The sequence below is a fragment of the Paenibacillus sp. 2003 genome, assembly GCF_031455635.1.
Taxonomy (GTDB): Bacteria; Bacillota; Bacilli; order Paenibacillales; family Paenibacillaceae; genus Paenibacillus; species Paenibacillus amylolyticus_B.
The window spans coordinates 2,746,708-2,771,540 of record NZ_JAVDTB010000001.1 but is presented as its reverse complement, the minus strand read 5'-3'; the positions used below and the strand labels follow the sequence as shown (position 1 = coordinate 2,771,540).

Sequence of the window (24,833 nt, the reverse complement as noted above, 5' to 3'; positions counted from 1 at the left end):
GAGAAGTGTGTGATTTTACAAATCGCAGCGATTGTACTGAGTTATCTGCTCGGTTCGATCAGCTTTAGTGTCCTCCTTGCCAAAGCGATACGGGGGATCGATATTCGTCAGCACGGAAGCGGAAACGCGGGAGCTACCAATACATTGCGTATTTTGGGTAAAGGACCGGCAATTGCTGTTCTGTTACTTGATGTACTTAAGGGTGTTGCAGCTGTATGGATAGGAATCTGGCTGAGTGACGGTTCTGCCTGGATTCCTGCACTCAGTGGTATAGCAGCCATTGCAGGACATAACTGGCCGCTTTACTTCCATTTTCGTGGAGGAAAAGGCATTGCCACAGCCATTGGTGTTCTGGTGAGTCTTGCTTTCCTACCTGCGTTATGTGCTGGGGTGATCGCCATTCTGTCTATTGTATTGACACGCTATGTTTCATTGGGGTCTCTGATTTTTGTAGCATTTACACCCATCTTTATTCTGGTATTACCCGGATATTCAATGAATATCTTCTGGGGGAGTCTGATTATTTGTCTGTTTGCGTTCTGGAGACATCGTACCAATATTGCGAAGCTCGCCAAAGGACAGGAAAATAAATTGGGATCGAAAAACCCTGGAGGGGGTAAACGAGTTGTCTAAAAAAGTTGCTGTTCTGGTCGCTGGAAGCTGGGGAACGGCTCTGGCCAGTGTACTCGCTGCCAATCAGTTGGATGTGATGATGTGGACACGTGGTGAAGGCCAGGCTAACGAAATCAATAACAAGCACACCAATACACGCTATCTTCCGGATGCGGAGCTTTCACCACGGATTCAAGCAACAACTGATATGGAAGCTGCGGTGGAAGGCGCTATAGCTGTGTTAATTGTTGCGCCTTCATCAGCCATGCGTGCAGTTACGAACCAGCTTAAGGCTTATTACAAGCCTGAGATGTTAGTCATTCATGCAACCAAAGGTTTCGAGACAGAAAGCCTCAAACGGATGTCCACAGTCATTTCAGAAGAGCTTGAATGTGAAGAAGGACGTGTTGTTGTTCTTTCTGGCCCAAGCCATGCGGAAGAAGTGGTGAAGCGTTGTCCAACGACAGTGGTTGTAGCTTCACTGGATAAGTCATCTGCCGAGTCTGCCCAAGCTTTGTTTATGAATGCCTATTTCCGGGTTTACACGAATCGGGACATGATTGGTGTTGAGCTTGCAGGCGCATTCAAAAATATCATTGCTCTTGGTGCAGGCATGTCCGATGGTCTTCAATTTGGTGATAATGCCAAAGCCGCTTTGCTAACACGCGGTCTGGCAGAGATCACACGTATTGGTGTTGCGATGGGAGCAAATCCGCTAACGTTTTCGGGACTTGCCGGAATCGGGGATCTGGTTGTAACGGCTACAAGTCAGCACAGTCGGAACTGGAGAGCAGGTTCAATGTTGGGTCAGGGACAGAAGTTGGACGATGTACTGAAGTCCATGGGCATGGTGGTAGAAGGCATTCGAACTACGCAAGCTGCCTATTTCATCTCACAAAAATACGGTGTGCAAATGCCAATTGCGGATCAATTATATCACGTTTTATTCCAGGAGAGACAGCCGCGTGATGCGGTTGAAGCCTTGATGGGACGTGACCCGAAGACTGAGATGGAAGTCATGAAACTTGAAACCTGGGAGCAATGGCATTCCTGATTGTAATCAGCCTAAGGGTACCTTGTGAAATAAGAAGCTTATTCACCTTTTCTGTAGCAGACTCATACTATACACATGAGTATTGCCGGAGGAGGGGAGACGAATGGGTAACAACATTTCCAAAGATGCACTGAATGCAATCAACAAGAAAACGGGTAAAACGATAACTGAAGGTGCCGTTAAGAAATTGGCAAGCACGGTGAAACCAACGACGATTCAGAATGAAGCTCAGTTGCGCCAGTTGATCAAACAAGTATCCGCCATGGCGAAAGTTCCGGTATCTGAGGATACGGTTAAGGATATTGTGAGTGCGGTCAAGAAAAGCGGATTGAATCCGAGCAGTATGGAATCGTTAATGAAAATGATGATGAAAAAATAATAGATCACACCTGCATGTACAGGTGATCCAGTAAGACAAAAAGACGAGTCGGCTTCTGCCGGCTTGCTTTTTTGTCTTTTTTTTGGAAAGTTGAGCTGAATTTCGTGTTATAATGGTTGCAATTGTCACAGTGTCAGTGATGAATATCGGACTGAAGGGGAGACTGCTGGATTATGAGCGCAATGGACAAGATGTGGCTGTCATTGGTGGCCATCCTCATTATGGGATTATCTGTATTCCTGATTACGTTTGCTCGTGCCAAAACAAAAGGTATTGTACGGGGGATTCTTTCTCTGATTGCATTTTTGATTATGCTGATTGGCTTTTTCGGTGGAATCGCTTCTCTGACCTGATTTCCCATGCCTGAAAGATAACATCCGCATAAACACATCATAAGAACTGACACAATGAACACGGATGAGGGGAGTGTGAGCCTATGGAGCCGCATGATACGGAGGGTCGGACAGAGCGTTATCCGGAATTACACGCGGCTTTGCTGGAAACGGCCAAAGCCTGGAACACACAGCCACAGACATGGTTACTTGGAGGAAGTTGTGGCTTGCTGCTTCAAGGGGTGGAGTTGCAACAGGCTCCGAGAGATATTGATATCTATGCGGATGTCGCTGCTGCTAAAGAACTTCACCGTAGCGCTCCAGGGGAAATGCTTGACGAGCCTACAGTGGACAAGACGGGACCGTATGCTTCTCTGCTGAGCCACTATCAGGTGGGTGAATGTGCGCTGGAACTGGTTGGTGGTTTCGAAATATGGGCTCGCAAAAGTTGGTACCGCATCGAGATTGAACATGTACTTGCTCCGCATGCACCAGTAGCACAAGTGGGTTCATATCCCCTGCGACTGATGCCGCTTGCGCATGAGCTGTTGTTTAATCTGCTGCGAGGTCGTGAAGATCGTTATGTCCCCATTGCTAAACAGATGCGCGAGCAGCCAGATGCACATCAACCTATAATGATGCTTTTAAGTCAACAGAATGTATGGACAAGTCGCTTCAGAGCCGAAGTGGAAGAGCTTGTTGGCTTTACATGGCCCCAGTAGGTTGAGGGAGGAAAATGATGGACTATAAAGTTACTTTTTTACCTATGAACAAATCGATAGCGCTCAAACCAGGGGTGACACTTCTGCATGCAGCACGACGTGCTGGAGTCAAGATTACGACCCGATGTGATGGCAAAGCGGCTTGCCTGATGTGCAAAGTGAATGTGGATGAAGAACATCGGGCGGAACTGTATCCACCAACAGATGCAGAAAAGCGCAAGCTGGGTTCACTGTTGGAAGCAGGTACACGACTGTCCTGTCAGGCCAAGGTGTGTGGATCTCTATCGGTTCATGTTCCAGAGGACCCGCTGAAGGCAGCCATTCGGAAACAACTGGAACGTCAACAACAGGAAGACGACTGGTTCTGAGCGTTATGAAATTGATTCTCTAATGAGTTATTCAAGGAGGACACGAATGATTAGGAACAAGCCAAAATGTGTGGAAGGAAGCAGACGGCAGCGTCTGAAACATCAGACGGGCGGTCTGCTGTTATTCCTGTTGTTTGCTTTTACAGCAAGTGGTTGTATGTATCCATCCCAGAGTAATTCAGACCCTAAGATAGCCTATCGGGAAAGCGTGAGCCGTATCCAGAGTGCGGTAGAGGCATTCCAGCAAGATGAGGGGATTTTGCCAATCATCAATGCAGATATGGAAACGCCAAAATATGAAAAGTTCAGAGTGGATCTGCCCAAGTTGAAACAACTGGGGTATCTGGATGAAATACCAGGGACTGCTTTTGAAAGTGGTGGGAGCGCTTACTTCCTTATTCAGGATGAAGAAGTGAATCCAACCGTTAAAGTGATGGATCTTCTAACCGTACAGAAAGTGAATGATGTGCAACGAATGGTTAATCAATATAAGTCCGTACATAACAATAAGCTGCCAAGCGGGGAAGAACTGTATCCGGGGTTATATGCTGTGGATATGGAGCAGGCTGCACAGGCGGGCACACCTTCCATAACGTTGAATAGTGTATATTCAGGTCAGGCGTTACCTTTTATGATGGATGATGAAGGCAAGGTCTATGTAGATTATGCTTTTGACATTATGCAGGCAGTGGAAAAGTCTGACGTGTCTCCAGCAGAAACTGAAGATGTTCGGGATTTGCTGGTGGAACACTCCTACTTCGTACCTGTAAAATCCGTTTTCTACGCTTGGAAAAATAATGCGCCGATTGCCCAGCCAATAAAATAAGCATGGTTGCAATTCAAATGATTTAGCTGTATAACCACCATGGCTCCAATGGTTCAAAAAGAGATATTCCAAATAAGGGATATCTCTTTTTCTTTTGTCAGTATGAGCAATAAACCGTCATAAAAGCTTCACGGATCACATAAAGTAGATTGAAATAAAGACGCGCAGTCCGAGATCGGGGGATTCTCCTAATGTCATCACCATAAGATAAAAAAACAAAAATACGCGTCATATTGCCGCATACGGATACATAAGATGATACTAGTCCAATTGCATGTACGAGTTAACGCCGCTCTCGCCGGTTTCATCAGAATGCAATGTTCGGCGGCGGACGACTTCCGGGCACTCACAAAGGCGGCTCTACCGTTGCAGGGATTTCAGTCTTCTGATTGAAAAAACGAAGCGGATGCTCTTTAGCATTTTTCCTTCGGAGTAATTTAGGGAGGGGATTTCATTGGAGAAAGTGGACATTTTTAAGGACATAGCTGAGCGGACCGGAGGGGATATTTATCTCGGGGTTGTCGGCGCAGTCCGGACGGGAAAATCAACATTTATTAAACGATTCATGGAAACGATCGTATTGCCTAACATCGCAAGCGAGGCTGATCGTGCCCGTGCAGTGGATGAACTTCCACAAAGTGCGGCAGGCAAAACCATCATGACAACCGAGCCAAAATTTGTACCGAATAACGCAGTCCAGATCAAGGTGGCCGAAGGACTCGATGTCAATGTACGTTTGGTGGATTGTGTGGGTTACGCGGTGGAAGGAGCCAAGGGGTACGAGGATGAGAATGGTCCGCGCATGATCTCCACACCTTGGTTCGAGGAGCCAATTCCGTTCCAGGAAGCCGCCGAGATTGGTACTCGCAAAGTCATTCAGGAGCATTCTACACTGGGTGTTGTGGTAACAACAGACGGCACAATCGCCGAAATTGCCCGCAGTTCCTATGTGGAATCCGAAGAACGGGTTATTGCGGAATTAAAAGAAGTGGGTAAACCGTTTGTCCTGGTCATCAACTCCACTCGTCCTCGCAGTGAAGAAGCCCTGCAATTGCGTAGTGAGCTTGCTGCCAAATACGACATTCCGGTGATGACACTCAGTGCAGCCACGATGACGGAAGATGATGTGACGGGTGTACTTCGTGAAGTGCTCTATGAGTTCCCTGTGCATGAAGTGAATGTAAACTTGCCGAGCTGGGTTATGGTGCTCAACGAGACTCACTGGCTGCGTAGCAATTACGAAAATTCCGTACGGGATACCGTTAAGGATATTCGCAGACTTCGTGACGTGGATCGGGTTGTCGCTCAGTTCATGGAATATGAATTCATCGATCGCGCAGGCCTGAGTGGCATGAATATGGGGCAGGGTGTAGCCGAAATTGACCTGTATGCGCCAGATGAACTGTATGATCAGATTCTCGTGGAAGTGGTCGGCATCGAGATTCGTGGTAAGGATCATCTGCTGCAATTGATGCAGGAATTCTCGCATGCGAAGAGAGAATATGACCGCTTTGCAGAAGCGCTGGAGATGGTCAAAACGACCGGATACGGCATTGCTGCTCCATCTCTTGCCGAGATGGCTCTGGATGAACCTGAGCTCATTCGTCAGGGTACCAAATTTGGTGTACGTCTGAAAGCAACGGCACCGTCCATTCACATGATCCGGGTTGATGTGGAATCGGAGTTCGCTCCAATCATCGGCACGGAGAAACAAAGTGAGGAACTGGTGAGATACCTGATGCAGGACTTCGAAAACGATCCGATCAAGGTATGGGATTCAGACATGTTTGGTCGTTCTCTGCACTCTATTGTGCGAGAAGGGATTCAGGGCAAGATTGCCATGATGCCGGATAATGCAAGATACAAACTGCAAGAGACGCTGGGAAGAATCATTAACGAAGGTTCAGGTGGCTTGATCGCTATCATTCTGTAAAACATCAAAAGACCGTAAGGGGCATCCCCTCGCGGTCTTTTTTATGTGATTTCTTTATTTTGGATGAAATGGATAGGAAGAATAGTGCTTTCGAAAAAACTTAGCGAGTTTTAGCTTTAAATTGCTAAAACCCATTTACATACTAGGGATTAGCCGTTATATTAATATTCAACTATTGTGATCGAGATCACAGAGATTGGACAGGGGGATACAGAGATGAAAAGAAGAGAGACAAAATGGCTATGGTTGAGTGTGTTGTTAGTATTTACATTGGCGCTGTCCGCTTGCGGAATCAAAAAAGAACCGGCAGCCACTCCGGCTTCGGGTGCATCAGATGATACACCAAAAACAGAAGCAGTCACAGGCCCACTAAGCGGAAAACGGATCGCACTTATTATGGAATTCAATACAGGTACTTTCTCGCAGCAATATGTACAGGGTGTAAAAGAAGAAATCGAAAAATTCGGTGGAGAACTGACAACGTTTGTTGCCGATAATGACAAAGCAAAGATGGTATCCTTGCTTGATAGCGCTATTAACCAAAAATTCGATGCCATTCTCACGGATCATGGGGATTCCCTATTAGAGCCAGGCGTGAAGAAGGCAGTAGAACAGAATATTCCAGTGGTCGTGTTTGACGCAGCTATCAGTGTTCCGGGAGCCACAGTCCTGTCGCAGGATGACCAGAAGATGGCTGAACTGACGCTGGAGCAAATGAAAAAAGATATCAATGGACAAGGCAATATTGTCAAAGTATGGGTAGCTGGTTTCGCACCGATGGAACGCCGTCAGATTGCATACGGTGAATTCATGAAAGCAAATCCGGACATCAAGGAAATAGCTACATTTGGTTCTGCACAGAACCCGGCGCTGGATACTCAAGCCAAAATGGAAGCTATTCTCAAGCAGTATCCAAAAGGTGAGATTACAGCTGTATGGACTGCATGGGATGAGTTCGCCAAAGGTGCAGCGCGTGCGATTCAACAAGCTGGACGTGATGAGATCAAAGTGTATGGTATTGATATGAGTGACGAGGACCTGCAAATGATTCAGGACCCGAAAAATCCTTGGGTTGCTTCTGCGGCTGTTGATCCAACGGATATTGGTCGCGTCCAGGTACGTTATGCTTATCAAAAACTGAACGGGGACGAGACGGAAGATGCAGTTGTTCTTAACCCGGTCTATGTTCAACGTGAAGCTCTGCCAGATAAACAAATCTCCACTTCTGAGCTGTCAGAGTTCGTTGAAGGTTGGGGTGGCAGCACACAAGGAATCAAGGACTGGATGAGCGAATACGGAATTACTGCTAAATAAGCAGCGTATGGGAAGCGCGCCGCAAGGCGCGCTTTTTCAAACATAAATGAAGATATGTGTTGTCTGGATGAAAAAAGGGATGCTCCCGGAAGGGAACGATTGGAGGTTAACATCATGAGCACTGCACCAATTCTGCTTCATATGGAACATATCCACAAGCAGTTTTCAGGTATTCCTGCACTGAAGGATGTGGATTTCTCTGTAAAAGGTGGGGAGATTCATGCGCTGCTGGGTGCCAATGGTGCCGGTAAGAGCACGTTAATGAAGATTCTGTCGGGTGCCTATCCATTGGACCAGGGTACGATTCAGTTGAGTGGACAAGCGCTTCATTTAAGTTCTCCGGGAGACGCGAAGGCAAGTGGGATTCACTGTGTCTATCAGGAAGTGGATGCGGCACTGGTGCCACAGCTGACGGCTGCGGAGAACATCATGTTGGATCAGCTGGCTTCATCTGCCGGGGGGTGGTGGAAAAGTCCGCGGAAGCTGCAACAGCGTGCAGTTGAGGCGTTGAAACAATTAGGGGCGGACATATCCGTTCACCAAAAAGTGGCCGATCTGACGCTTGCAGAAAAACAGATGATACTGCTGGCACGGATTTTAATTCAGGATGCCAAGGTTATCATTTTTGACGAACCTACTGCACCGCTGAGCCAGGAAGAAACGGATGCATTTTTCCGGATTGTTCATCTGTTGAAGGAACGGGGCGTAGCCTGCATTTTCATTACCCATCGTCTTGCTGAAGTGACGGGTCACTGTGATCGCGTTACGGTTATGAGAGATGGGCAACATGTATTTACTGGTGAAGCAAAAGGACTGACGATCAACGACTTGGTCACACAGATGCTGGGCAAACCATTCGAAGAAGAGTTTCCGAAGACGGAAGCGCCCGTGGGGGAGCTGTTATTGGAGGCACGTGGGCTTCGTCGTGGAGTGAAGGTCAAAGGTGTTGACCTCTCTGTACGCCGAGGTGAAGTCCTCGCTGTGGTAGGTCTGGTAGGCGCGGGTAAAACGGAAAGCTCTCGTTTGCTGATTGGTGCAGATCGGCTGGAGGGAGGCGAGATCCGGCTTAACAACCGTAATCTCCGCCTGTCTCAGCCTGCGGATGCGGCGGCTCTGGGGATTGTTTCTGTACCGGAGGAGCGACGTAAACAAGGAATCCTGATTCAGGAGAACGTGGAACGGAATTTAAGTCTGCCTTTGCTAAGCCGTCTTAGTACATTAGGTTTCGTAAGCCGCAAGCGGGAACGTCTGAATGCAGAGTCATTGGTGAAACAGCTTGGAATTAAAACATCGTCCGTGAAGCAGGAAGTGAAATATCTAAGCGGTGGTAACCAGCAGAAGGTAGCCATTGGTAAATGGCTTAATGCGGATGCGGATGTATTTATATTTGATGAGCCAACCAAAGGCGTAGATATTGGGGCAAAAAGTGACATTTTCCGCATCATCAATGAACTGGCTTTGGCGGGCAAGGGTGTAATCTATTTCACCTGTGAATTGGATGAAGGCATGGGAATTGGCGACCGAATCGCTGTCATGTGCGAGGGAGTTATCGTAAAAGAGTTCAAACGAGGCGAGACTAATCAAGAACAGCTGCTATACTATGCAAGCGGTGGACAAGAGGTGCAATCATGAAGGATAAATCACTGGATTTTGCGTTCCGTTACGGGGCAATTATAGTCATCATAGGTGTTATCGCATTTTTTGGCATTAAATTGCCTTATTTCTTTACGTACAGTAACTTGACCGATATTTTGGGCTCGATCTCTATCGTTACGTTTGTAGCGATCGGTGTTACGTTATCTCTCATTGTTGATGGATTTGATCTCTCGGTAGGGGCGACTGTCTCATTGACGACCGTCGTTACTGCTTCGTTAATGATTTGGTATCAACAACCACTGGCAATTGTAATTATTGTGCCACTAATCATTGGCGCTGTTATTGGTTTACTGAACGCTTTGCTCATTGTAAAATTGCGTATTCCGGATTTGCTCGCAACCCTTGCCACGATGTACATCATCGGAGGTATTCACAAAACGTATGCACAGGGATATACCATTTACAATCACATGCAGTTCCCTGACGGGAGCAAAGCTGCGGGAGAGATGGACCCGACATTCCTACTAATAGGGCAGGGTAAATGGCTTGGTATGCCGATATCGGTAATCATGCTACTTATTGCGGTAATAAGTGTGCATATCTTTTTGACGTATACGAAATATGGTCGCCAGATGTACATTACAGGTGGTAATGAGGAAGCTGCACGGTTGTCTGGAATCAAGGTGAAAAAGGTGCGTACACTCGCCTATGTAGCCGCTGGAGTGTTTGCAGCAATCGGGGGTATCATCTATGCTTCCAAAGTAGGATCTGGGCAAATTGATGCGGGATCACCGTTGTTAATGGAATCCGTAGCTGCAGTATTTGTCGGTTTCTCTGTGTTTGGTGCGGGTAAACCAAATGTCATCGGAACCTTCATCGGTTCGGTTCTGATTGGTGTACTTGTGAACGGTTTAACGATGATGAACGTACAGTATTTCACACATGATATTGTAAAAGGTGGGGTTCTCGTGCTTGCCCTGGCGGTTACATTTTACGTCTTAAACCGCAACCGGACTTGAAATTGTGGGCTGTCTGTATTAGTATGAAATTTGTTCGGCGTCTGAAATGCCCGTGGTTTCAGACGACATTCTGCCGAAAATGACTGTTGACCGCAGGCGGAGATTTGTGTTCAGCGCTCAAGATGTACGTAGATTTTTTGCGTATGAACGTATATTTCGCTATAAAACGGAAACACAGTATAACATTCAGGACATTGATACAGGAGGTGAAAAACAAATGAACAAATCAGACTTGATTACACACGTATCTGAAGCGACTGAATTGTCCAAGAAAGATGTAACGAAAGCGGTTGATGCCGTATTCGAAGCAATCTCTGAGGCTCTTCAAAGCGGAGATAAAGTACAATTGGTTGGTTTTGGGAACTTCGAAGTTCGCGAGCGCTCTGCACGTAAAGGACGCAACCCGCAAACAGGTGAAGAAATCGAAATTCCTGCGAGCAAAATTCCTGCATTCAAACCAGGTAAAGCGCTCAAAGACGGAATTAAATAAGATTTCTACATATTCCATATGTCGACAAAAAGACCGTGACTTGTTCACGGCCTTTTCTTTTGCCCTTTAACGATGATTCTTGCGGCTATCCGAGTGCTCAGGATCATCCGGTTGCCCGGTATAAGCAACCAGAATCAGATCTTCGCCAGCAGCTTCAGACAGATGCTGTTCGATTTCTTTTAACTGATGAATATGCTCGTCTGTAAGTGCGGCAGGGGTGTACTTCATGCAGATTCTCCTTTCTGTGGCTGTACAACTGTAGTATGACCGGAGGGTCGCCGATTCTTGCGGTTCATTCGTATAAGGCGCAGGTTGACAAATGAAACAATCTTAATCATCATTAACGCTATCGAACTAAAGAAGGGGACATGCGTGATGGATCATCCAACCGGCAATGATTATATTGTAATTAAGGCAGAGGAAAATGGTGTCCAGGTGATCGGATTAACCCGAGGTCAGGATACACGTTTTCACCACACCGAGAAATTGGACAAGGGTGAAGTGATGTTTGCCCAATTTACCACCCATACTTCAGCTATTAAAATCCGGGGCAAAGCCACGCTGATTACCAAGCATGGACAGATTGAATCGGAGTAATGGACAGATTGAATACAATCAAATGAAGATTGCAGGCATAGCCTGCTTTTTTTCATTGTACAATGAGGTATGAGCCTTTACCGGACAGACTACACTAACAGGTAAAGGCAAGGAGGCGTATATGAATCCGCGGATGATTGTTACTGCTTCAATGCTGGCAACGGTTGCGGCGGTCTTTCTGCTTGTTGCGATACAAACCTTACATATGCGTACATGGGGCGGGGAAAACGTACAACCTGCCTCTGCATCACATCATCCGGTTCAGCTAACGAATGACAATCTGGTTGATGTGCTAAGCTCCATGCAACTATCAACTCCCATTGCAAGAGTGGAATGGAAACAGTCCATTTTGACACTGGACCTCAAAGTTAAAGGAACGGGTACAAGTTACACTGAAATATATGAGAACATGGCAGCTGTGGCGGATCTGGGCTTTCGGAGTCTGGATAACGTGGATCAGGTGCTGCTGCGTGTGATGGCAGAAGATGAATGGATGCATAAACGACATCTGTTGCTTGCTGCTGATATTCGGCGTGGAGAGTGGCCTCTGTATGCGATTGAAACATTACGGAACTGGAAAAGTGCGGCCTTTTCAGATGAATTGAAGGACTGGTTTCATTTGATGGAGACCGAACTCTGGAAGAAGCAATTCGAAATGAGAAGTCAGGGGTAATAGAATAGCAGGATTCAGTGCGTGCCCGTTCAACATATGCTATAATATATAAGATTGTAGTGCAGAAATGGTTTAACAATGTTAAGGCTCGGAGGCTGAGAATGAATTCATATCGCGTACCCCAACTAGCAAAGAAATATACGGATTACGACATGATTCGACAACATACGGAAATCCCATCATTTCCGGATAGCCGGGCACGTCTGTTGCAGGTATTTGTGGGCCGCACAGACGAAAAGGTGCATCAAGAGTTATATGCTCTTGCAACTTCGCTCGTTCAGTTGGCCATGGATACGCATGATCGAATCGATACCATTTCCGGTGAGCGTAGAGAGCAGGAGATGCGTTCACGCCAGTTGAATGTACTCGCCGGGGATTATTTAAGTAGCCGTTTTTATCAATTGCTTGCCCAAGCGGGCAGAATTGAAATGATTGGCAAACTCAGTGGTGCTGTATCCGGAGTGAACGCACGCAAGATGACGCTGTATGAACGGATGAAGAAGCTTCTCGTTTCGGCTGATGAATACTTGCGTGAAACGGTACAGCTGAGGATGCAGCTGTTTCTTTCATTTACAGGCATGATTCAACATAACGAAGAGTCCTTATGGAACAGCCTGTTGACTGAATTCAGCTCCTGCGAAACGATCGTGGAAGAACTGAAGCGGATGAATGACGCGAAACAATATCTTCACAGCTATGCATATTGGCACATATACGAGCATGGTAATGACGATGAGCGCAATGTGTTGCGTCAGTCTGAACCGGATGCACGTGCATGGAACGCTATGGTGCTGAAGCATAGGGTTGGCGAGGTTTTGCTGGACAAGCTTCGCGAGTGTACACACCGCATTCAACTGTTGTTGCAAGACGAGGAAGGGCGGATGGGCTTGCAGGAGATACATGCAATTCTAGAGCCTTACTTGGCATATTTGCAGCCTTCACATGCGGCAGTAAGGGAAGATTGAGGGGGAGACAGACGAATGGGGAGCGGAGAGACCAAACCGAAAGAAGAATATGTCCATTCGGTTTTTCAGAGTATAGCCGGAAAATATGATGTCATGAATGATATTCTAAGTTTCCGCAGGCATAAGGCTTGGCGTAAATTCACCATGAAAAAGATGAATATGTCCAAAGGCGATACCGGTCTTGATTTGTGCTGCGGCACATGTGACTGGACACTTGCTATGGCAGAGGCAAGTGAAACGGGGCACATGCACGGACTTGATTTCAGCAGCAACATGCTGGAGGTCGGCCAGACAAAGATCAATGCGGTTCAACGTCAGAAGCAGATTACCCTGACACAGGGAAATGCGATGTCACTTCCTTTCGAAGACAATTCATTTGATTATGTGACGATTGGGTTCGGGCTGCGCAATGTACCTGATCTCAGACAAGTGTTGTCTGAAATGAAACGTGTGGTCAAACCGGGCGGTATGGTTGTGTGCCTGGAATTGTCCAAGCCAACATGGCAGCCGTTTAAAGGCATTTATTATTTTTATTTTGAGAAGGTTTTACCGAATCTTGCCAAAGTGTTTGCTAAAAGTTTTGAGCAGTACAAATGGCTGCCGGACTCACTGGCCATTTTTCCGGGAAGGCAGGAACTGGCAGACATTTTTGCAGAAACTGGATTACAACAAGTGCAGGCCTACCCTCTGACCGGAGGTATAGCGGCACTGCATATTGGAACCAAGGAGAATCAGCATGTTTAGGAAAATTCGCATCTTTTTAGAAATGATCAAGATTGAACACACGCTTTTTGCTTTACCTTTTGCATTTATGGGGGCCATTCTCGGCTCCATGGTAGTGAATGATACCTTCCCAAGCTGGATGCAGATCATGTGGGTATTGCTTGCGATGGTCGGCGCACGTAGTGCGGCTTTTGGTTTGAACCGAATTATTGACCAAGCGATTGATGGTAAAAACCCGCGTACCGCGATGAGAGCCATCCCGGCAGGACTGTTGAAAAATGGGGAAGTTGTTATATTTGTCATTATCTCATTTGTATTGTTATTCTGGGCCTCATCCAATCTTAATGTATTATCCATGCAGCTGTTGCCTATTGCTGTGTTTATGTTGGTATTGTATTCGTACACCAAACGATTCACATGGTTATGCCACATCGTTCTCGGAATGACGATTGGTTTGGCACCACTTGGTGGCTGGGTAGCTGTAACAGGAACGATGGATTGGACAGCGATTGTGCTGTACGTTACGATTGTGTTCTGGACAGCGGGCTTTGATATTATCTATGCATGTCAGGATCTGGAATTTGATCAGGGAGAGGGGCTTCACTCCATACCTTCCCGTTTTGGCCTGGTTAAATCCTTGCAGATCGCTAAGTTCTTCCATGTAATTACTGCAATTGGTTTTCTTGCGTTATTGTTGATGACAGATCTGAGCTGGTGGTATGGCGCAGGCATGTTGGTGACGTATGGAATTCTGTTCTATCAACACTATATTGTATCGCCTAATGATATGAGCCGTGTTCAAACGGCGTTTTTTACCATGAACAGTTTGCTTAGTATAATCGTATTTACGTTCACTTTGATTGATCTGGCGGTGAAATAAATGGTACAGCAGCCGGACAATAAACGACTGGTTGTCGGAATTACCGGAGCGAGTGGCAGCATATATGGCATTCGATTAATTGAAACGCTGCTTGATTTGGAATATAACGTTCATCTGGTCATATCCAATGCAGGGTGGCGTGTACTGAAAGAAGAATTGGACTGGGATGTGACGAATCGGGACACGGTGCTGGAAGAAAAATTCGGCAACCGTGCCGGTTCTCTGATCTATCATCCTGTGAGTGATATAGGGGCCTCCATTGCAAGTGGTTCTTATCTGGCCGACGGCATGATTATCATGCCATGTTCGATGGGAACTCTTTCGTCCATCGCGCAGGGATCGTCGGATAATCTGATGTCTCGTGCAGCCGATGTTATGATGAAAGAGGGAAGAACATTGATCCTCGTACCACGTGAGACGCCTCTTCATGCAATCCATCTGGAGAACATGCTGAAGCTTTCTCGTCTTGGTGTACGAATGATACCGGCTATGCCTGCTTTTTATTACAAACCTCAAACTATGGATGAGTTGATTCTGTTTTTGGTGGGGAAAGTGCTGGATAGCTTGCGCATCCCACATCAACTGTTTACAAGATGGGGAGAACCGGATGAACGGGGATAACGACTGAGTTCGATACAAGGCTGTTTTTTGCCAAAGTGTTGCTCGGTTTATTTGTCCCCCGAATCCCGGGGTATTGGTGAGTGCTGATGGTGAGTCTTCATGAACCACAGTCTTGACCCATGCTCCGGCAACTTCTGTATTTTGTTTCAGAACAAGTCGCAGAGTTTAATTTCCGGGTGTCGGCTATGACATTCGGAGAAGAAAAATACGTTAGATTACCTTATAGAAAAACACAAGCAAGAACGGTAAGCCGGGTTTTTCGTAATGCCTGCAGGCCCGACTTGCTGGAGGGGAAGGTAAGCATGAATTTATGGACTGACAATACGCTGATACGGGTGAACGAATGAAACTATTGGATATTTTCGGGTTGTTAAAAAAGGACATGGATTACATTGAGAAAGAGTTGTATCGCAGTGTTCGAGGAGAACAGAAGCTGCTGAGTGAAACGTCACTTCATTTGCTCAAAGCAGGAGGAAAACGGTTGCGGCCCGTTTTTGTGTTACTTGGTGGGAAATTTGGTACATACGACATTGAACGTCTGAAGCTGGTTGCGGTTCCGCTGGAACTCATACATTCGGCATCCCTCGTCCACGATGATGTTATTGATAATGCGGAGACACGCCGAGGCAAACCCACGGTGAAGTCAAAATGGGATAATCGGATTGCCATGTACACTGGAGACTATATCTACGGTAAGGCACTTGAAATGACTGCCGGATTATCCGATCCAGCTATTCATCGTATTCTTGCTAAAGCCATGGTACAGATGTCCATTGGTGAAATGGAGCAAATTCGCGATTTTTTCAATACGGGACAAAGTGTTCGTAACTATCTGCTGCGGATTCGCCGTAAAACAGCACTTCTGATTGCGGTTAGCTGTCAGTTAGGGGCATTGGCCACACGCGCGCCTGAGCATGTATCTTCCCTGCTGTATGCGTACGGATACAATGTGGGGATGGCTTTCCAGATTCAAGATGATGTACTTGATCTGGTAGGTACCGAGAAACAACTTGGCAAGCCACCAGGCAGTGATATGAAGCAAGGAAATATTACTCTTCCTGTACTTTATGCCCTAGAAGAATCCGATCTGCGGGAACCTTTGCTTAAGGAGATTTCCCGTGTCCAGCATGAAGAAGGACGGGCAAGTGCATCGGATGCAATTGGAATGATTCGCCAAAGTCAAGGAATCGCTAAAGCAGAAGCCCTTGCTGACCGATATATGAAGAAAGCGCTCGATGCTCTCGATCAGCTACCTAACATCAAGACGACCAAAAACCTGCGTGATATCGCTCATTTTGTGGTTAAACGTACGCATTAAATGTTGTATGACCTTCAACTCTCAGATCGCTCATACCCAAAGATGAACAGACTTGTGATATTCCTCATTGGGAGGATTTGGACATGTATGTTACAATCAGAGGGATTGCGTTTACATAGTGATTAACTTTGAACCGTGAGTGAGGAGTGAGCTGATGGATCGTACATTTTTGATGGTGAAGCCGGATGGTGTGCAGCGTGGATTGATTGGTCGAATTATTAGCCGTCTGGAAGACAAAGGATTTAAGTTGGTGGCAGGCAAATTGGTGCAGATGTCTGAGGATCAGGCAAAACGCCATTATGCTGAACATGAGGGCAAACCGTTTTTCGATGATTTGGTTCGTTTTATCACATCTGGGCCTGTATTTGCCATGGTGTGGGAAGGGGACGATATTGTGGCGCTTGCGCGCATTGTCATCGGAAAAACCAATGTGAAGGAAGCAGCTCCGGGTACCATTCGCGGAGACTTCGCCAGCCACACACCACATAATCTGATTCATGGGGCAGATTCACCGGAAAGTGCTTCCCGTGAAGCAGCAAATTTCTTTGCTTCAGATGAACTGGTGGTATACGACAAGAGCATCGCAGCCTGGTTGTAATTATTAGCCAAAAGGGTGATACACGATGCTGGAGCAAGAACAACTACTAGACCCGGATTACACCGGATTCATTCGTAAAATCAAAGAGAGCACAGGCATTGATCTTGCTCAATACAAGGAAGGCCAGATGAAAAGAAGGCTGACCACACTTCGCAACAAAAACGGGTTTCATACATTTTCTAACTTTTTTGATGCTATGCAGAAAGATAAATCATTGTTCTACGAGTTCCTTGATCGTATGACCATTAACGTGTCGGAATTCTGGCGTAATCCCAATCGTTGGGAAGTGCTGCGGGACGAGATCCTGCCTGAGCTGCTGGGGTCCAAGCGTCGTGTCAAAGTCTGGAGTGCAGCCTGTTCAACAGGTGAAGAACCTTACACACTCGCCATGATTTTGGACACGATGGGCATTTTGAAGGACAGCTCGATTACGGCAAGTGATCTGGATGAAGGTGCATTGGCCAAAGCCAAGGAAGGGCGTTATATGGAACGCTCACTTAAGGATGTGCCAAAGGAAACGGCGAACCGTTACTTCAAGCAGGATGGCTTAGTATACCGTATTGATGAGCAACTCAAAAATTCGATCAAGTTCATGAAACAAAATTTGCTGGTGGACCGTTTTGACGATGGGTACGACCTGATTGTGTGCCGAAATGTCATGATCTATTTTACCGAGGAAGCCAAAAACCTGTTGTATCACAAATTTGCAGCAAGTTTGCGTCCAGGCGGTATTTTATTTGTGGGCAGTACGGAGCAGATCTTCTCCCCGGGACAATATGGTCTGGAGACAGCAGAAACATTTTTCTATCGGAAAAAATAATGATAATGGTTGTTCAGCCGTCTGAAGCACATGTACATGTGTTCAGGCGGTTATTTGTATACCAAGTACAAGAAAGAGCCGACTTTCTTGTCAAAGCCGGTCAGCTATACTATAATAAGCAAAGAAATTATGGGATTTTAGCAATGTGAAGTTTAACAGTTTAAAGGGGGAACGTATTATGAGTTTACGCTATTTAACCGCAGGGGAGACGCACGGACCCCAATTGACCGCTATTATTGAAGGATTGCCAAGTAATTTGACGATTGATTTTGAAGAACTGAATTTCCAGCTTCACCGCCGCCAAAAGGGATATGGTCGTGGACGCCGGATGCAGATCGAGAAAGATCAGGCGAATTTCGTTGGTGGTATCCGTCACGGATATACAACAGGTGCTCCGGTAGCGCTGGTTGTTCAAAATAACGACTGGAAACATTGGCAGAATATTATGAATATTGAGCCGATCGAAGGCAGTGACGAAGAGAAACGTCGCGTTCATCGTCCTCGTCCCGGACACGCTGATCTGAACGGTGGACTCAAGTATAATCTCAAAGACTTGCGTAACGTACTGGAGCGATCCAGTGCACGTGAGACAACGGTACGTGTGGCATGTGGTGCCATTGCACGTCAATTCCTGGCCGAATTTGGAATCAAGGTAGCTGGACGTGTACTTCGTATTGGAGAGATCGAAGCTCCATATCAGGACCTTCCGATTGATGAATTGATCGCAGTGACAGAAGCTTCCTCTGTACGTGTCACAGATGCTGAGACAGAGAAGAAGATGGAAGCCTACATCGACCAGATTAAACAAGAAGGCGATTCCATCGGAGGAATCGTGGAATGTATCGTTGAAGGGGTGCCAATTGGTCTTGGCAGTTATGTTCAATACGATCGCAAGCTTGATGCACGAATCGCTCAAGGCGTAATGTCCATTAATGCATTCAAAGGTGTAGAGATTGGTATCGGATTCGAAGCCGGAGTCATTCGTGGATCACAGGTGCATGATGAAATCATGCATACGGATGAGCGCGGCTACCACCGGGCGACCAACCGTCTGGGCGGATTCGAAGGTGGCATGACGAACGGTATGCCGGTAGTTGTACGTGGTGTGATGAAGCCGATCCCAACGTTGTATAAGCCACTGCAAAGTGTCGATATCGATACAAAAGAAGCATTTACGGCTCAGGTTGAGCGCTCGGACGCTTGTGCTGTACCAGCAGCAAGTGTAGTTATGGAGCATGTTGTAGCGTGGGAAATTGCCAAAGCATTCCTGGAGAAATTCGGCGGTGATTCCATGGAAGAGATCCGTGCGAATGTTGCTAGTTATAACGCTCAACTGGAGAATTACTAATATGCGTCAGCTGACGGTACAGTTGGAGGAACGCTCATATCCGATTTTGATTGGCAGCGGCCTACTGGCACAAGCCCCTCAATATTTTGAGCAATATGGCTTGACCAAAAAAAGTCCGTTACTCATCATTACAGATGAAAATGTGGCTCCCAAATACTTGTCAGGTTTGGAGCAAACACTGCGTACGGCTGGTTATACAGTCGTATCGGCGGTTGTGCCCTCTGGTGAAACATCGAAATCCCTTTCGGTATACCAGGATATGATGACTGTTGCGATCGAAGGTAAGCTGGATCGGAGTTCTGCGATTCTGGCCCTAGGTGGTGGTGTCGTAGGTGATCTGGCTGGCTTTGTTGCCGCTACATATATGCGTGGAATCAAGTTTGTTCAAGTACCTACAACGATTTTGGCGCATGACAGCAGTGTAGGCGGCAAGGTGGCTGTCAATCATCCGCTGGCCAAAAATATGATCGGTGCATTCCACCAGCCCGAGCTAGTGCTCTATGATGTGGACACACTTCAATCCTTGCCACCACGAGATGTTTCGGCAGGGTTGTCAGAGATGCTGAAGCACGGGCTGATCCGTGATGAGGCTTTTGCACATTGGTGTGAGGAGCATGCGGAAGAGTTGCTTGCGCTTAATCCGGAAGCGTTAGGATATGGCCTGGAGCGAGGTTGTGGCATTAAGGCAGAGATAGTATCCAGAGACGAACGTGAAAATGGAGAACGTGCGTTGTTGAACCTGGGACACACGATTGGTCATGCCATTGAAGCGATTGCCGGTTATGGAGAATTCCTGCACGGAGAAGCGATCTCGATCGGTATGGCTGGATCAGCATTGCTTGGTGAGAAGCTTGGTGCGCCAGCAGGGCTCTATGAAGATACGGTCCGCATGCTGCGTTCACTCCGCCTTCCAACAACGATGCCTGCACATCTCGACACGGATGCATTAATGGAAGCGATGATGCATGACAAAAAATTCCGTGAAGGTCACATGGTGTTTATCATTCCTGATCGGATCGGGGCTGCAAGAATTGTGAAGGACGTACCTGTGTCGGCAGTTCGGGACGTCATTGAAATGCTCAGGAAGGGAGAATAACAGCAATGGTCACACGGGGAATTCGCGGGGCTACAACAGTCACGCAGAACAACGAAGAACAGATTTTGAAGGAAACGGCTGTATTATTGCAGGAGATCGTGGATCGCAATGAGATCCAACCGGAAGATATCTGCAGTGTGTGGATTACGTTAACTGGGGATCTGGATGCTGCATTCCCGGCAAAAGCTATTCGCCAACTGGATGGCTGGGAACTCGTACCACTAATGTGTGCACTGGAGGTTCCTGTTAAAGGTGCCTTGGCGCAGTGCATTCGTTTCATGGTGCATGTCAATACAAACAAAGCTCAGAATGAAATTAACCATGTGTATCTGAACGGTGCACAGGCATTACGTCCGGATTTGGCAGCACCTTCTGGCTCTTAAGTAGTGGGTTGTCAAACCGATCATAATGATGTATAGTGAGAACCAGTTGAGTAGAGTAGAGATTGAGCTGAGAGCAGCTGAGCTAGTGGAGTATATAGCAGAGTCCAGTGGGTGGTAACCGGGGCAACAGAAACCGGTCAACTGATTCACGGTACGTCGTGCTACGGAATAGGTAACAGGAGCAGGGAAAACAAACGTGTCATAGGACACCTTTTGTTTTGATATATTTTGGTACAAACACAATCAATGCACTCTCCTATATTTTACGAAATATTGGAATGGGAGTTGAAGTGTTATAACTGATATATTTTCCCGAATTGGATGATGTGAGATGCATCAATTCAGCGACCTGTGAATAATCCGACAGCGAAGTATAGGGACTTGTTATTTATGAAGCATCACCCTGTTAAATACAGCTTATAACCAAACCTCTACCTGATGGTAGAGGTTTTTTTGTACATATTATTTTTCCTTCTACCCTTATAGGTTCAACTAAACTTTTTACACAAACGGAGAGGACAGAAATAACCCGATGAAGCGGAGCGTTCGCCTTTATCACCGGATTTTCCCTTTAGAAAGGGAGTCAAAAAAATCTGGGGATAACAGCGATCGGAAGGTTGTTCTGTCATCGGAGTGTTCAGTGTAAACCTCTCTAGTTGAACTTATATAAATCTGAAAGGACGTGATCTGATGATAACGCCAAACGTTAATCAAGTACTGAAAATGTCGAATGAGTATAATCTGATTCCGGTAGTCAAACGGATTCTGGCAGATATGGAGACTCCGATTCGTATATTCCGCCGTTATGCTGACAACGACCGGGCATTCCTGCTGGAAAGTGTAGAGGGGGGTATCCAATGGGCGAGATACTCGTTCATCGGTACAGATCCGTTCCTGATGATTTCGGCCAAGAAGGGCCGGATTGTTGTAGAAGAAGCAGGGAAAACTCGTGAATTGCCAGGCAAACCGATTGAAGAACTGAAAGCACTGCTGCGTAAGTATCGCAGTCCAAAAGATGATGAACTGCCACCATTCACAGGTGGGGCAATTGGCTTCTTCGGATATGATCTGCTCTCCTATTATGAGAAGCTTCCAGCCCACGCGCTGGATGACTTGAATATGGATGACATTCGCTTTATGTTCTGTGACCAGATTATCGTGTTTGACCATGTGAAGCAGCAGATGCTGCTCGTCGGGAATGTACACGTCAAGGACGGTGCAACGGATGACGAGATACGTCAAGCGTATGCAGTGACTTCGGAGAAGCTGGAGCAGGCCGCAGAACGTTTGCAGCAGCAAGGACCAGGGGAGAACCTGAATCCGCGTTCTATTCCGGGAGACGTGGAACTGGGGGATATTCGCTCCAACCTCACGAAGGAGCAGTTTATCGGTAATGTGGAGCAAGCCAAAGATTACATTCGCGCAGGTGATATTTTTCAAGTGGTATTATCCCAGCGTTTCCACATTGATACGGAAGTTTCTCCGCTTCACGTGTATCGTGTGCTTCGGACCCTGAATCCATCACCTTATATGTACTACCTCAAAATGGATGATGAGATTATCGTGGGTACTTCGCCTGAAGCGCTGGTCAAGGTGGACGGGAATCGTGTGGAGACACGACCGATTGCAGGCACACGTCCAAGGGGGACAACAGAAGCGGAAGATCGTGCACTCGCTGCTGATCTGCTCCAGGATGAGAAGGAACGCGCGGAGCATCTGATGCTGGTTGATCTGGGGCGTAACGATCTGGGCAGGGTATCCAGCTTCGGCAGTGTGAAGTGTGACATGTTCATGGAGATTGAACGGTATTCTCACGTTATGCACATGGTATCCAACGTTACGGGCGAGCTTAGAGAAGATAAGGATTTCTTCGATGCATTCCTCTCTTGCTTGCCAGCGGGTACCGTATCCGGTGCACCGAAACTGCGAGCAATGGAGATTATCGCGGAACTGGAGAAAGAGGCACGGGGTGCTTATGCAGGAGCAATCGGATACCTTGGTTTCTCGGGTAACATGGACTCCTGTATTACGATTCGTACGATTATTTTCAAAAAAGGAAAAGCATATGTACAGGCCGGAGCGGGAATCGTATGGGATTCTGTGCCTGAGAATGAATATGAGGAAACGGTTAACAAAGCTAAAGCATTGCTCAAAGCGATTCGAACAGCAGAAGCAATGTTTCCTGCCAAAGAAAAGGACAGCACATTGAGACTGGCCAATGCAGACTACTTTGTCACACCAGCGGCCGCTAAGAACTGAGAGAGGAGAGACCGGAGATGAACATAAACCCAATAATGAATGAGAACCCTGTAACCCCCATTGCTGAGATTACTCGTGAGGAAGGCATGAAGAATGGCCTGGCGAAGATTTTGGAGGGCAGCCATCTGGAGCAAGCCGAAGCAAGAGATTTGATGTACTCGATTATGAGAGGTGAGGCAACGCCGGCTCAAATCGGAGGTTTGCTGATGGCGCTGCGGATGAAAGGGGAAACGGTGGATGAGATCACCGGTTTTGCTGAAGCGATGCGTGGTCAGGGCGGACGAATTCTAACGGATGGCAGCGGCTTGCTGGACACTTGTGGAACAGGCGGATCGGGTATTCACAAATTCAACATTTCCACAGCATCCGCCATCATTGCCTCAGCCGTCTCGGTTCGGGTTGCCAAACATGGCAACCGTTCAGCTTCAGGTAAAGCAGGTAGTGCAGATGTATTAGAGGCACTTGGTGTAAATATCCATCTGAACGGCGAGCAGGCCAGACAATGTCTGGATGATATCGGAATCTGTTTCTGTTTTGCCCAGGTATATCACCCTTCCATGCGACATGCGGCAGGACCGAGAAAAGAGCTCGGTGTTCGTACCATTTTCAATATGCTCGGACCGTTAACCAATCCTGCGGGAGCAGATCGCCAATTGCTTGGCCTGTATGATCGTTCCCGGACGCCGATGATTGCTGAAGTACTGAATCGCCTTGGTCTCAAAAGAGCGTTGGTTGTGGCCAGCCATGATGGTCTGGATGAAATCAGTATCTCGGCACCGACTCAGGTATCTGAACTTCGCAATGGTGAAGTGCACACCTATGATATTGATCCACGTGATATGGGCTTGTCTATGCATCCGCTCGAAGCGGTGCTTGGAGGAGATGCGGCACAGAATGCCGAAATTATTAAGAGGATCTTCCAGGGTGAGCAGAGTGCCTATCGCGATGTTGTTCTGTTGAACGCGGGAGCGTGCATCTATGTATCCGGTCTTGCAGATAGCATTGCTGAAGGAGTCACACTTGCCGCAGAAGCGGTAGATTCGGGCAAAGCTGCCGGGAAGCTTGAACAGTTAATTCATACAACGGAGGCGTACAGTCATGTATCTTGATCGAATCGTTGCAACCAAACATAAAGAAGTAGAAGTATTGGCACAGACATTTCGCATGGATGAGGCTATCCAAAAAATCGAACAACTACCCGCAACCCGGGGGTTTGAACAAGCACTATCAAGTGGACGCAATCGCAAGCTCGGCCTTATTGCTGAAGTGAAGAAAGCTTCGCCATCCAAAGGGTTGATTCGCCCGGATTTTCATCCGGTAGAGATCGCTGCTGCTTATGAGCGTGCGGGTGCAGACTGCATCTCCGTATTAACGGATGTGTCGTATTTTCAAGGCAGCAACGAGTACTTGCAGGCGATCCATCAAGCGGTGAATATTCCGCTATTACGCAAGGATTTTATTATAGATGAACGACAGATTGCCGAGGCGAGATTACTAGGTGCGGATGCGATATTGCTGATTGCCAGTATTCTGACACCTGAACAGATTCGTCAATATCTGGAATTTGCCAAAAGTTTGGGGCTGGACGCTTTGATTGAAGTCCATGATCGAACAGAATTGGAGCAGGTATTGGAGATTCCGCAGGCAACACTTGTGGGCATCAATAATCGTAATTTGAAAACATTCGAAACCAGTCTGAACACGACACTGGATTTGATGGAATTGATTCCAAGTGGCGTTACCTTGATTAGCGAAAGTGGTATTGACGGACCAGAATCAACAGTACCTCTGATCCAGGCCGGTGTTCATGGTATTCTCGTAGGTGAGCATCTCATGCGCAAGGATGATGTCGAGGCGGCTGTATATGATCTAATGGGACCCAAATGATGAATACTTCCATACACGAT

28 protein-coding genes are annotated in these 24,833 nt (G+C 46.9%); 27 read left to right on the top strand and 1 reads right to left on the bottom strand.

The annotated features are described in order from the left end of the window. The first annotated feature begins 9 nt into the window (after positions 1–9). From plsY to J2X75_RS11910, 12 genes are all read left to right on the top strand, one after another. Entirely contained in the window at positions 10–633 is a 624-nt protein-coding gene (gene plsY / locus J2X75_RS11965) for a glycerol-3-phosphate 1-O-acyltransferase PlsY (RefSeq protein WP_076209908.1), read from the top strand. Beyond that, on the top strand, positions 626–1,666 hold the full coding sequence (locus tag J2X75_RS11960) for an NAD(P)H-dependent glycerol-3-phosphate dehydrogenase (RefSeq protein WP_310336589.1): 1,041 nt from the start codon (positions 626–628) through the stop codon (positions 1,664–1,666). Before plsY ends, J2X75_RS11960 begins: the two co-directional genes overlap by 8 nt. A 103-nt stretch (positions 1,667–1,769) precedes the next feature. Next, a complete protein-coding gene (locus J2X75_RS11955) occupies positions 1,770–2,045 on the top strand; it encodes a stage VI sporulation protein F (RefSeq protein WP_017687687.1) in 276 nt (91 codons plus the stop codon). Between the two features lie 173 nt (positions 2,046–2,218). Further along, on the top strand, positions 2,219–2,398 hold the full coding sequence (locus J2X75_RS11950; protein WP_017687688.1) for a DUF2768 family protein: 180 nt from the start codon (positions 2,219–2,221) through the stop codon (positions 2,396–2,398). Between the two features lie 83 nt (positions 2,399–2,481). After that, complete coding sequence (locus J2X75_RS11945; RefSeq protein WP_310336586.1) at positions 2,482–3,099, top strand: hypothetical protein; 618 nt, start codon at positions 2,482–2,484, stop codon at positions 3,097–3,099. Between the two features lie 17 nt (positions 3,100–3,116). Continuing rightward, positions 3,117–3,467, top strand: coding sequence for a 2Fe-2S iron-sulfur cluster-binding protein (locus J2X75_RS11940; RefSeq protein ID WP_017687690.1), 351 nt, complete (start codon positions 3,117–3,119; stop codon positions 3,465–3,467). 46 nt (positions 3,468–3,513) lie between these two features. After that, the gene (locus J2X75_RS11935; RefSeq protein WP_310336584.1) at positions 3,514–4,293 is read left to right on the top strand and encodes a hypothetical protein; all 780 of its coding nucleotides are present in this window, start codon (positions 3,514–3,516) and stop codon (positions 4,291–4,293) included. A gap of 454 nt (positions 4,294–4,747) precedes the next feature. Further along, positions 4,748–6,226 carry a stage IV sporulation protein A gene (spoIVA, locus tag J2X75_RS11930; protein ID WP_017687692.1) on the top strand — a complete coding sequence of 493 codons (1,479 nt, stop codon included), beginning with the start codon at positions 4,748–4,750 and terminating at the stop codon, positions 6,224–6,226. Between the two features lie 216 nt (positions 6,227–6,442). Next, positions 6,443–7,540 (top strand): sugar ABC transporter substrate-binding protein, encoded by a 1,098-nt coding sequence (locus tag J2X75_RS11925; RefSeq protein ID WP_074095648.1) that lies wholly within the window; start codon positions 6,443–6,445, stop codon positions 7,538–7,540. A gap of 114 nt (positions 7,541–7,654) precedes the next feature. Continuing rightward, positions 7,655–9,172 carry a sugar ABC transporter ATP-binding protein gene (locus J2X75_RS11920; RefSeq protein ID WP_310336583.1) on the top strand — a complete coding sequence of 506 codons (1,518 nt, stop codon included), beginning with the start codon at positions 7,655–7,657 and terminating at the stop codon, positions 9,170–9,172. Continuing rightward, entirely contained in the window at positions 9,169–10,155 is a 987-nt protein-coding gene (locus tag J2X75_RS11915) for an ABC transporter permease (protein ID WP_310336582.1), read from the top strand. The genes J2X75_RS11920 and J2X75_RS11915 overlap by 4 nt, the downstream gene beginning before the upstream one ends. 217 nt (positions 10,156–10,372) lie before the next feature. Continuing rightward, positions 10,373–10,645, top strand: coding sequence for an HU family DNA-binding protein (locus J2X75_RS11910; protein ID WP_024630670.1), 273 nt, complete (start codon positions 10,373–10,375; stop codon positions 10,643–10,645). Positions 10,646–10,711: 66 nt separating this feature from the next. On the opposite strand, the gene J2X75_RS11905 is transcribed toward J2X75_RS11910, so the two are convergent. Further along, positions 10,712–10,873: a hypothetical protein gene (locus J2X75_RS11905; RefSeq protein ID WP_307534820.1), complete on the bottom strand. Its 162-nt coding sequence runs from the start codon at positions 10,871–10,873 to the stop codon at positions 10,712–10,714. A 147-nt stretch (positions 10,874–11,020) separates the two neighbouring features. On the opposite strand from J2X75_RS11905, the gene mtrB reads away from it, so the two are divergent. The 15 genes from mtrB (at position 11,021) to trpC (ending at position 24,813) form a co-directional block, all read left to right on the top strand. Then, entirely contained in the window at positions 11,021–11,242 is a 222-nt protein-coding gene (gene mtrB / locus J2X75_RS11900; protein ID WP_017687697.1) for a trp RNA-binding attenuation protein MtrB, read from the top strand. A gap of 121 nt (positions 11,243–11,363) precedes the next feature. Next, positions 11,364–11,915: a hypothetical protein gene (locus tag J2X75_RS11895; RefSeq protein ID WP_310336581.1), complete on the top strand. Its 552-nt coding sequence runs from the start codon at positions 11,364–11,366 to the stop codon at positions 11,913–11,915. A gap of 101 nt (positions 11,916–12,016) precedes the next feature. Then, positions 12,017–12,880 carry a heptaprenyl diphosphate synthase component 1 gene (locus tag J2X75_RS11890; protein ID WP_124116206.1) on the top strand — a complete coding sequence of 288 codons (864 nt, stop codon included), beginning with the start codon at positions 12,017–12,019 and terminating at the stop codon, positions 12,878–12,880. Between the two features lie 15 nt (positions 12,881–12,895). After that, a complete protein-coding gene (locus tag J2X75_RS11885) occupies positions 12,896–13,624 on the top strand; it encodes a demethylmenaquinone methyltransferase (protein ID WP_036607690.1) in 729 nt (242 codons plus the stop codon). Next, positions 13,617–14,483: a UbiA-like polyprenyltransferase gene (locus tag J2X75_RS11880; RefSeq protein ID WP_310336579.1), complete on the top strand. Its 867-nt coding sequence runs from the start codon at positions 13,617–13,619 to the stop codon at positions 14,481–14,483. The genes J2X75_RS11885 and J2X75_RS11880 overlap by 8 nt, the downstream gene beginning before the upstream one ends. Next, positions 14,484–15,104: a UbiX family flavin prenyltransferase gene (locus J2X75_RS11875; RefSeq protein WP_307534827.1), complete on the top strand. Its 621-nt coding sequence runs from the start codon at positions 14,484–14,486 to the stop codon at positions 15,102–15,104. A 343-nt stretch (positions 15,105–15,447) separates the two neighbouring features. Then, a complete protein-coding gene (locus J2X75_RS11870) occupies positions 15,448–16,422 on the top strand; it encodes a polyprenyl synthetase family protein (RefSeq protein ID WP_310336576.1) in 975 nt (324 codons plus the stop codon). A gap of 154 nt (positions 16,423–16,576) precedes the next feature. Then, positions 16,577–17,020: a nucleoside-diphosphate kinase gene (ndk, locus tag J2X75_RS11865; RefSeq protein WP_017687704.1), complete on the top strand. Its 444-nt coding sequence runs from the start codon at positions 16,577–16,579 to the stop codon at positions 17,018–17,020. A gap of 25 nt (positions 17,021–17,045) precedes the next feature. Next, entirely contained in the window at positions 17,046–17,840 is a 795-nt protein-coding gene (locus J2X75_RS11860; protein WP_062835189.1) for a CheR family methyltransferase, read from the top strand. A gap of 178 nt (positions 17,841–18,018) precedes the next feature. After that, positions 18,019–19,188: a chorismate synthase gene (gene aroC / locus J2X75_RS11855; protein ID WP_017687707.1), complete on the top strand. Its 1,170-nt coding sequence runs from the start codon at positions 18,019–18,021 to the stop codon at positions 19,186–19,188. Position 19,189: 1 nt separating this feature from the next. Beyond that, positions 19,190–20,284 (top strand): 3-dehydroquinate synthase, encoded by a 1,095-nt coding sequence (gene aroB / locus J2X75_RS11850; protein WP_036607679.1) that lies wholly within the window; start codon positions 19,190–19,192, stop codon positions 20,282–20,284. A gap of 5 nt (positions 20,285–20,289) precedes the next feature. Next, positions 20,290–20,667: a chorismate mutase gene (gene aroH / locus J2X75_RS11845; RefSeq protein ID WP_047843558.1), complete on the top strand. Its 378-nt coding sequence runs from the start codon at positions 20,290–20,292 to the stop codon at positions 20,665–20,667. A 690-nt stretch (positions 20,668–21,357) separates the two neighbouring features. Next, positions 21,358–22,926 (top strand): anthranilate synthase component I, encoded by a 1,569-nt coding sequence (trpE, locus tag J2X75_RS11840; protein WP_310336571.1) that lies wholly within the window; start codon positions 21,358–21,360, stop codon positions 22,924–22,926. Positions 22,927–22,994: 68 nt separating this feature from the next. After that, complete coding sequence (gene trpD, locus J2X75_RS11835) at positions 22,995–24,035, top strand: anthranilate phosphoribosyltransferase (protein WP_091018280.1); 1,041 nt, start codon at positions 22,995–22,997, stop codon at positions 24,033–24,035. Beyond that, positions 24,025–24,813, top strand: a complete 789-nt coding sequence (trpC, locus tag J2X75_RS11830) for an indole-3-glycerol phosphate synthase TrpC (RefSeq protein ID WP_076250003.1) — start codon at positions 24,025–24,027, stop codon at positions 24,811–24,813. Before trpD ends, trpC begins: the two co-directional genes overlap by 11 nt. The last annotated feature ends 20 nt before the right edge of the window (positions 24,814–24,833 follow it).

Coding starts and splice junctions, on each gene's coding strand:
- ndk (WP_017687704.1), top strand. CDS start 16,577: ATGGATCGTACATTTTTGATGGTGAAGCCGGATGGTGTGCAGCGTGGA.
- J2X75_RS11935 (WP_310336584.1), top strand. CDS start 3,514: ATGATTAGGAACAAGCCAAAATGTGTGGAAGGAAGCAGACGGCAGCGT.
- J2X75_RS11870 (WP_310336576.1), top strand. CDS start 15,448: ATGAAACTATTGGATATTTTCGGGTTGTTAAAAAAGGACATGGATTAC.
- J2X75_RS11940 (WP_017687690.1), top strand. CDS start 3,117: ATGGACTATAAAGTTACTTTTTTACCTATGAACAAATCGATAGCGCTC.
- aroC (WP_017687707.1), top strand. CDS start 18,019: ATGAGTTTACGCTATTTAACCGCAGGGGAGACGCACGGACCCCAATTG.
- J2X75_RS11905 (WP_307534820.1), bottom strand. CDS start 10,873: ATGAAGTACACCCCTGCCGCACTTACAGACGAGCATATTCATCAGTTA.
- trpC (WP_076250003.1), top strand. CDS start 24,025: ATGTATCTTGATCGAATCGTTGCAACCAAACATAAAGAAGTAGAAGTA.
- aroH (WP_047843558.1), top strand. CDS start 20,290: ATGGTCACACGGGGAATTCGCGGGGCTACAACAGTCACGCAGAACAAC.
- J2X75_RS11915 (WP_310336582.1), top strand. CDS start 9,169: ATGAAGGATAAATCACTGGATTTTGCGTTCCGTTACGGGGCAATTATA.
- J2X75_RS11890 (WP_124116206.1), top strand. CDS start 12,017: ATGAATTCATATCGCGTACCCCAACTAGCAAAGAAATATACGGATTAC.
- J2X75_RS11950 (WP_017687688.1), top strand. CDS start 2,219: ATGAGCGCAATGGACAAGATGTGGCTGTCATTGGTGGCCATCCTCATT.
- J2X75_RS11945 (WP_310336586.1), top strand. CDS start 2,482: ATGGAGCCGCATGATACGGAGGGTCGGACAGAGCGTTATCCGGAATTA.
- J2X75_RS11920 (WP_310336583.1), top strand. CDS start 7,655: ATGAGCACTGCACCAATTCTGCTTCATATGGAACATATCCACAAGCAG.
- J2X75_RS11895 (WP_310336581.1), top strand. CDS start 11,364: ATGAATCCGCGGATGATTGTTACTGCTTCAATGCTGGCAACGGTTGCG.
- J2X75_RS11885 (WP_036607690.1), top strand. CDS start 12,896: ATGGGGAGCGGAGAGACCAAACCGAAAGAAGAATATGTCCATTCGGTT.
- J2X75_RS11910 (WP_024630670.1), top strand. CDS start 10,373: ATGAACAAATCAGACTTGATTACACACGTATCTGAAGCGACTGAATTG.
- aroB (WP_036607679.1), top strand. CDS start 19,190: ATGCGTCAGCTGACGGTACAGTTGGAGGAACGCTCATATCCGATTTTG.
- mtrB (WP_017687697.1), top strand. CDS start 11,021: ATGGATCATCCAACCGGCAATGATTATATTGTAATTAAGGCAGAGGAA.
- J2X75_RS11925 (WP_074095648.1), top strand. CDS start 6,443: ATGAAAAGAAGAGAGACAAAATGGCTATGGTTGAGTGTGTTGTTAGTA.
- J2X75_RS11955 (WP_017687687.1), top strand. CDS start 1,770: ATGGGTAACAACATTTCCAAAGATGCACTGAATGCAATCAACAAGAAA.
- J2X75_RS11880 (WP_310336579.1), top strand. CDS start 13,617: ATGTTTAGGAAAATTCGCATCTTTTTAGAAATGATCAAGATTGAACAC.
- trpE (WP_310336571.1), top strand. CDS start 21,358: ATGATAACGCCAAACGTTAATCAAGTACTGAAAATGTCGAATGAGTAT.
- J2X75_RS11875 (WP_307534827.1), top strand. CDS start 14,484: ATGGTACAGCAGCCGGACAATAAACGACTGGTTGTCGGAATTACCGGA.
- J2X75_RS11860 (WP_062835189.1), top strand. CDS start 17,046: ATGCTGGAGCAAGAACAACTACTAGACCCGGATTACACCGGATTCATT.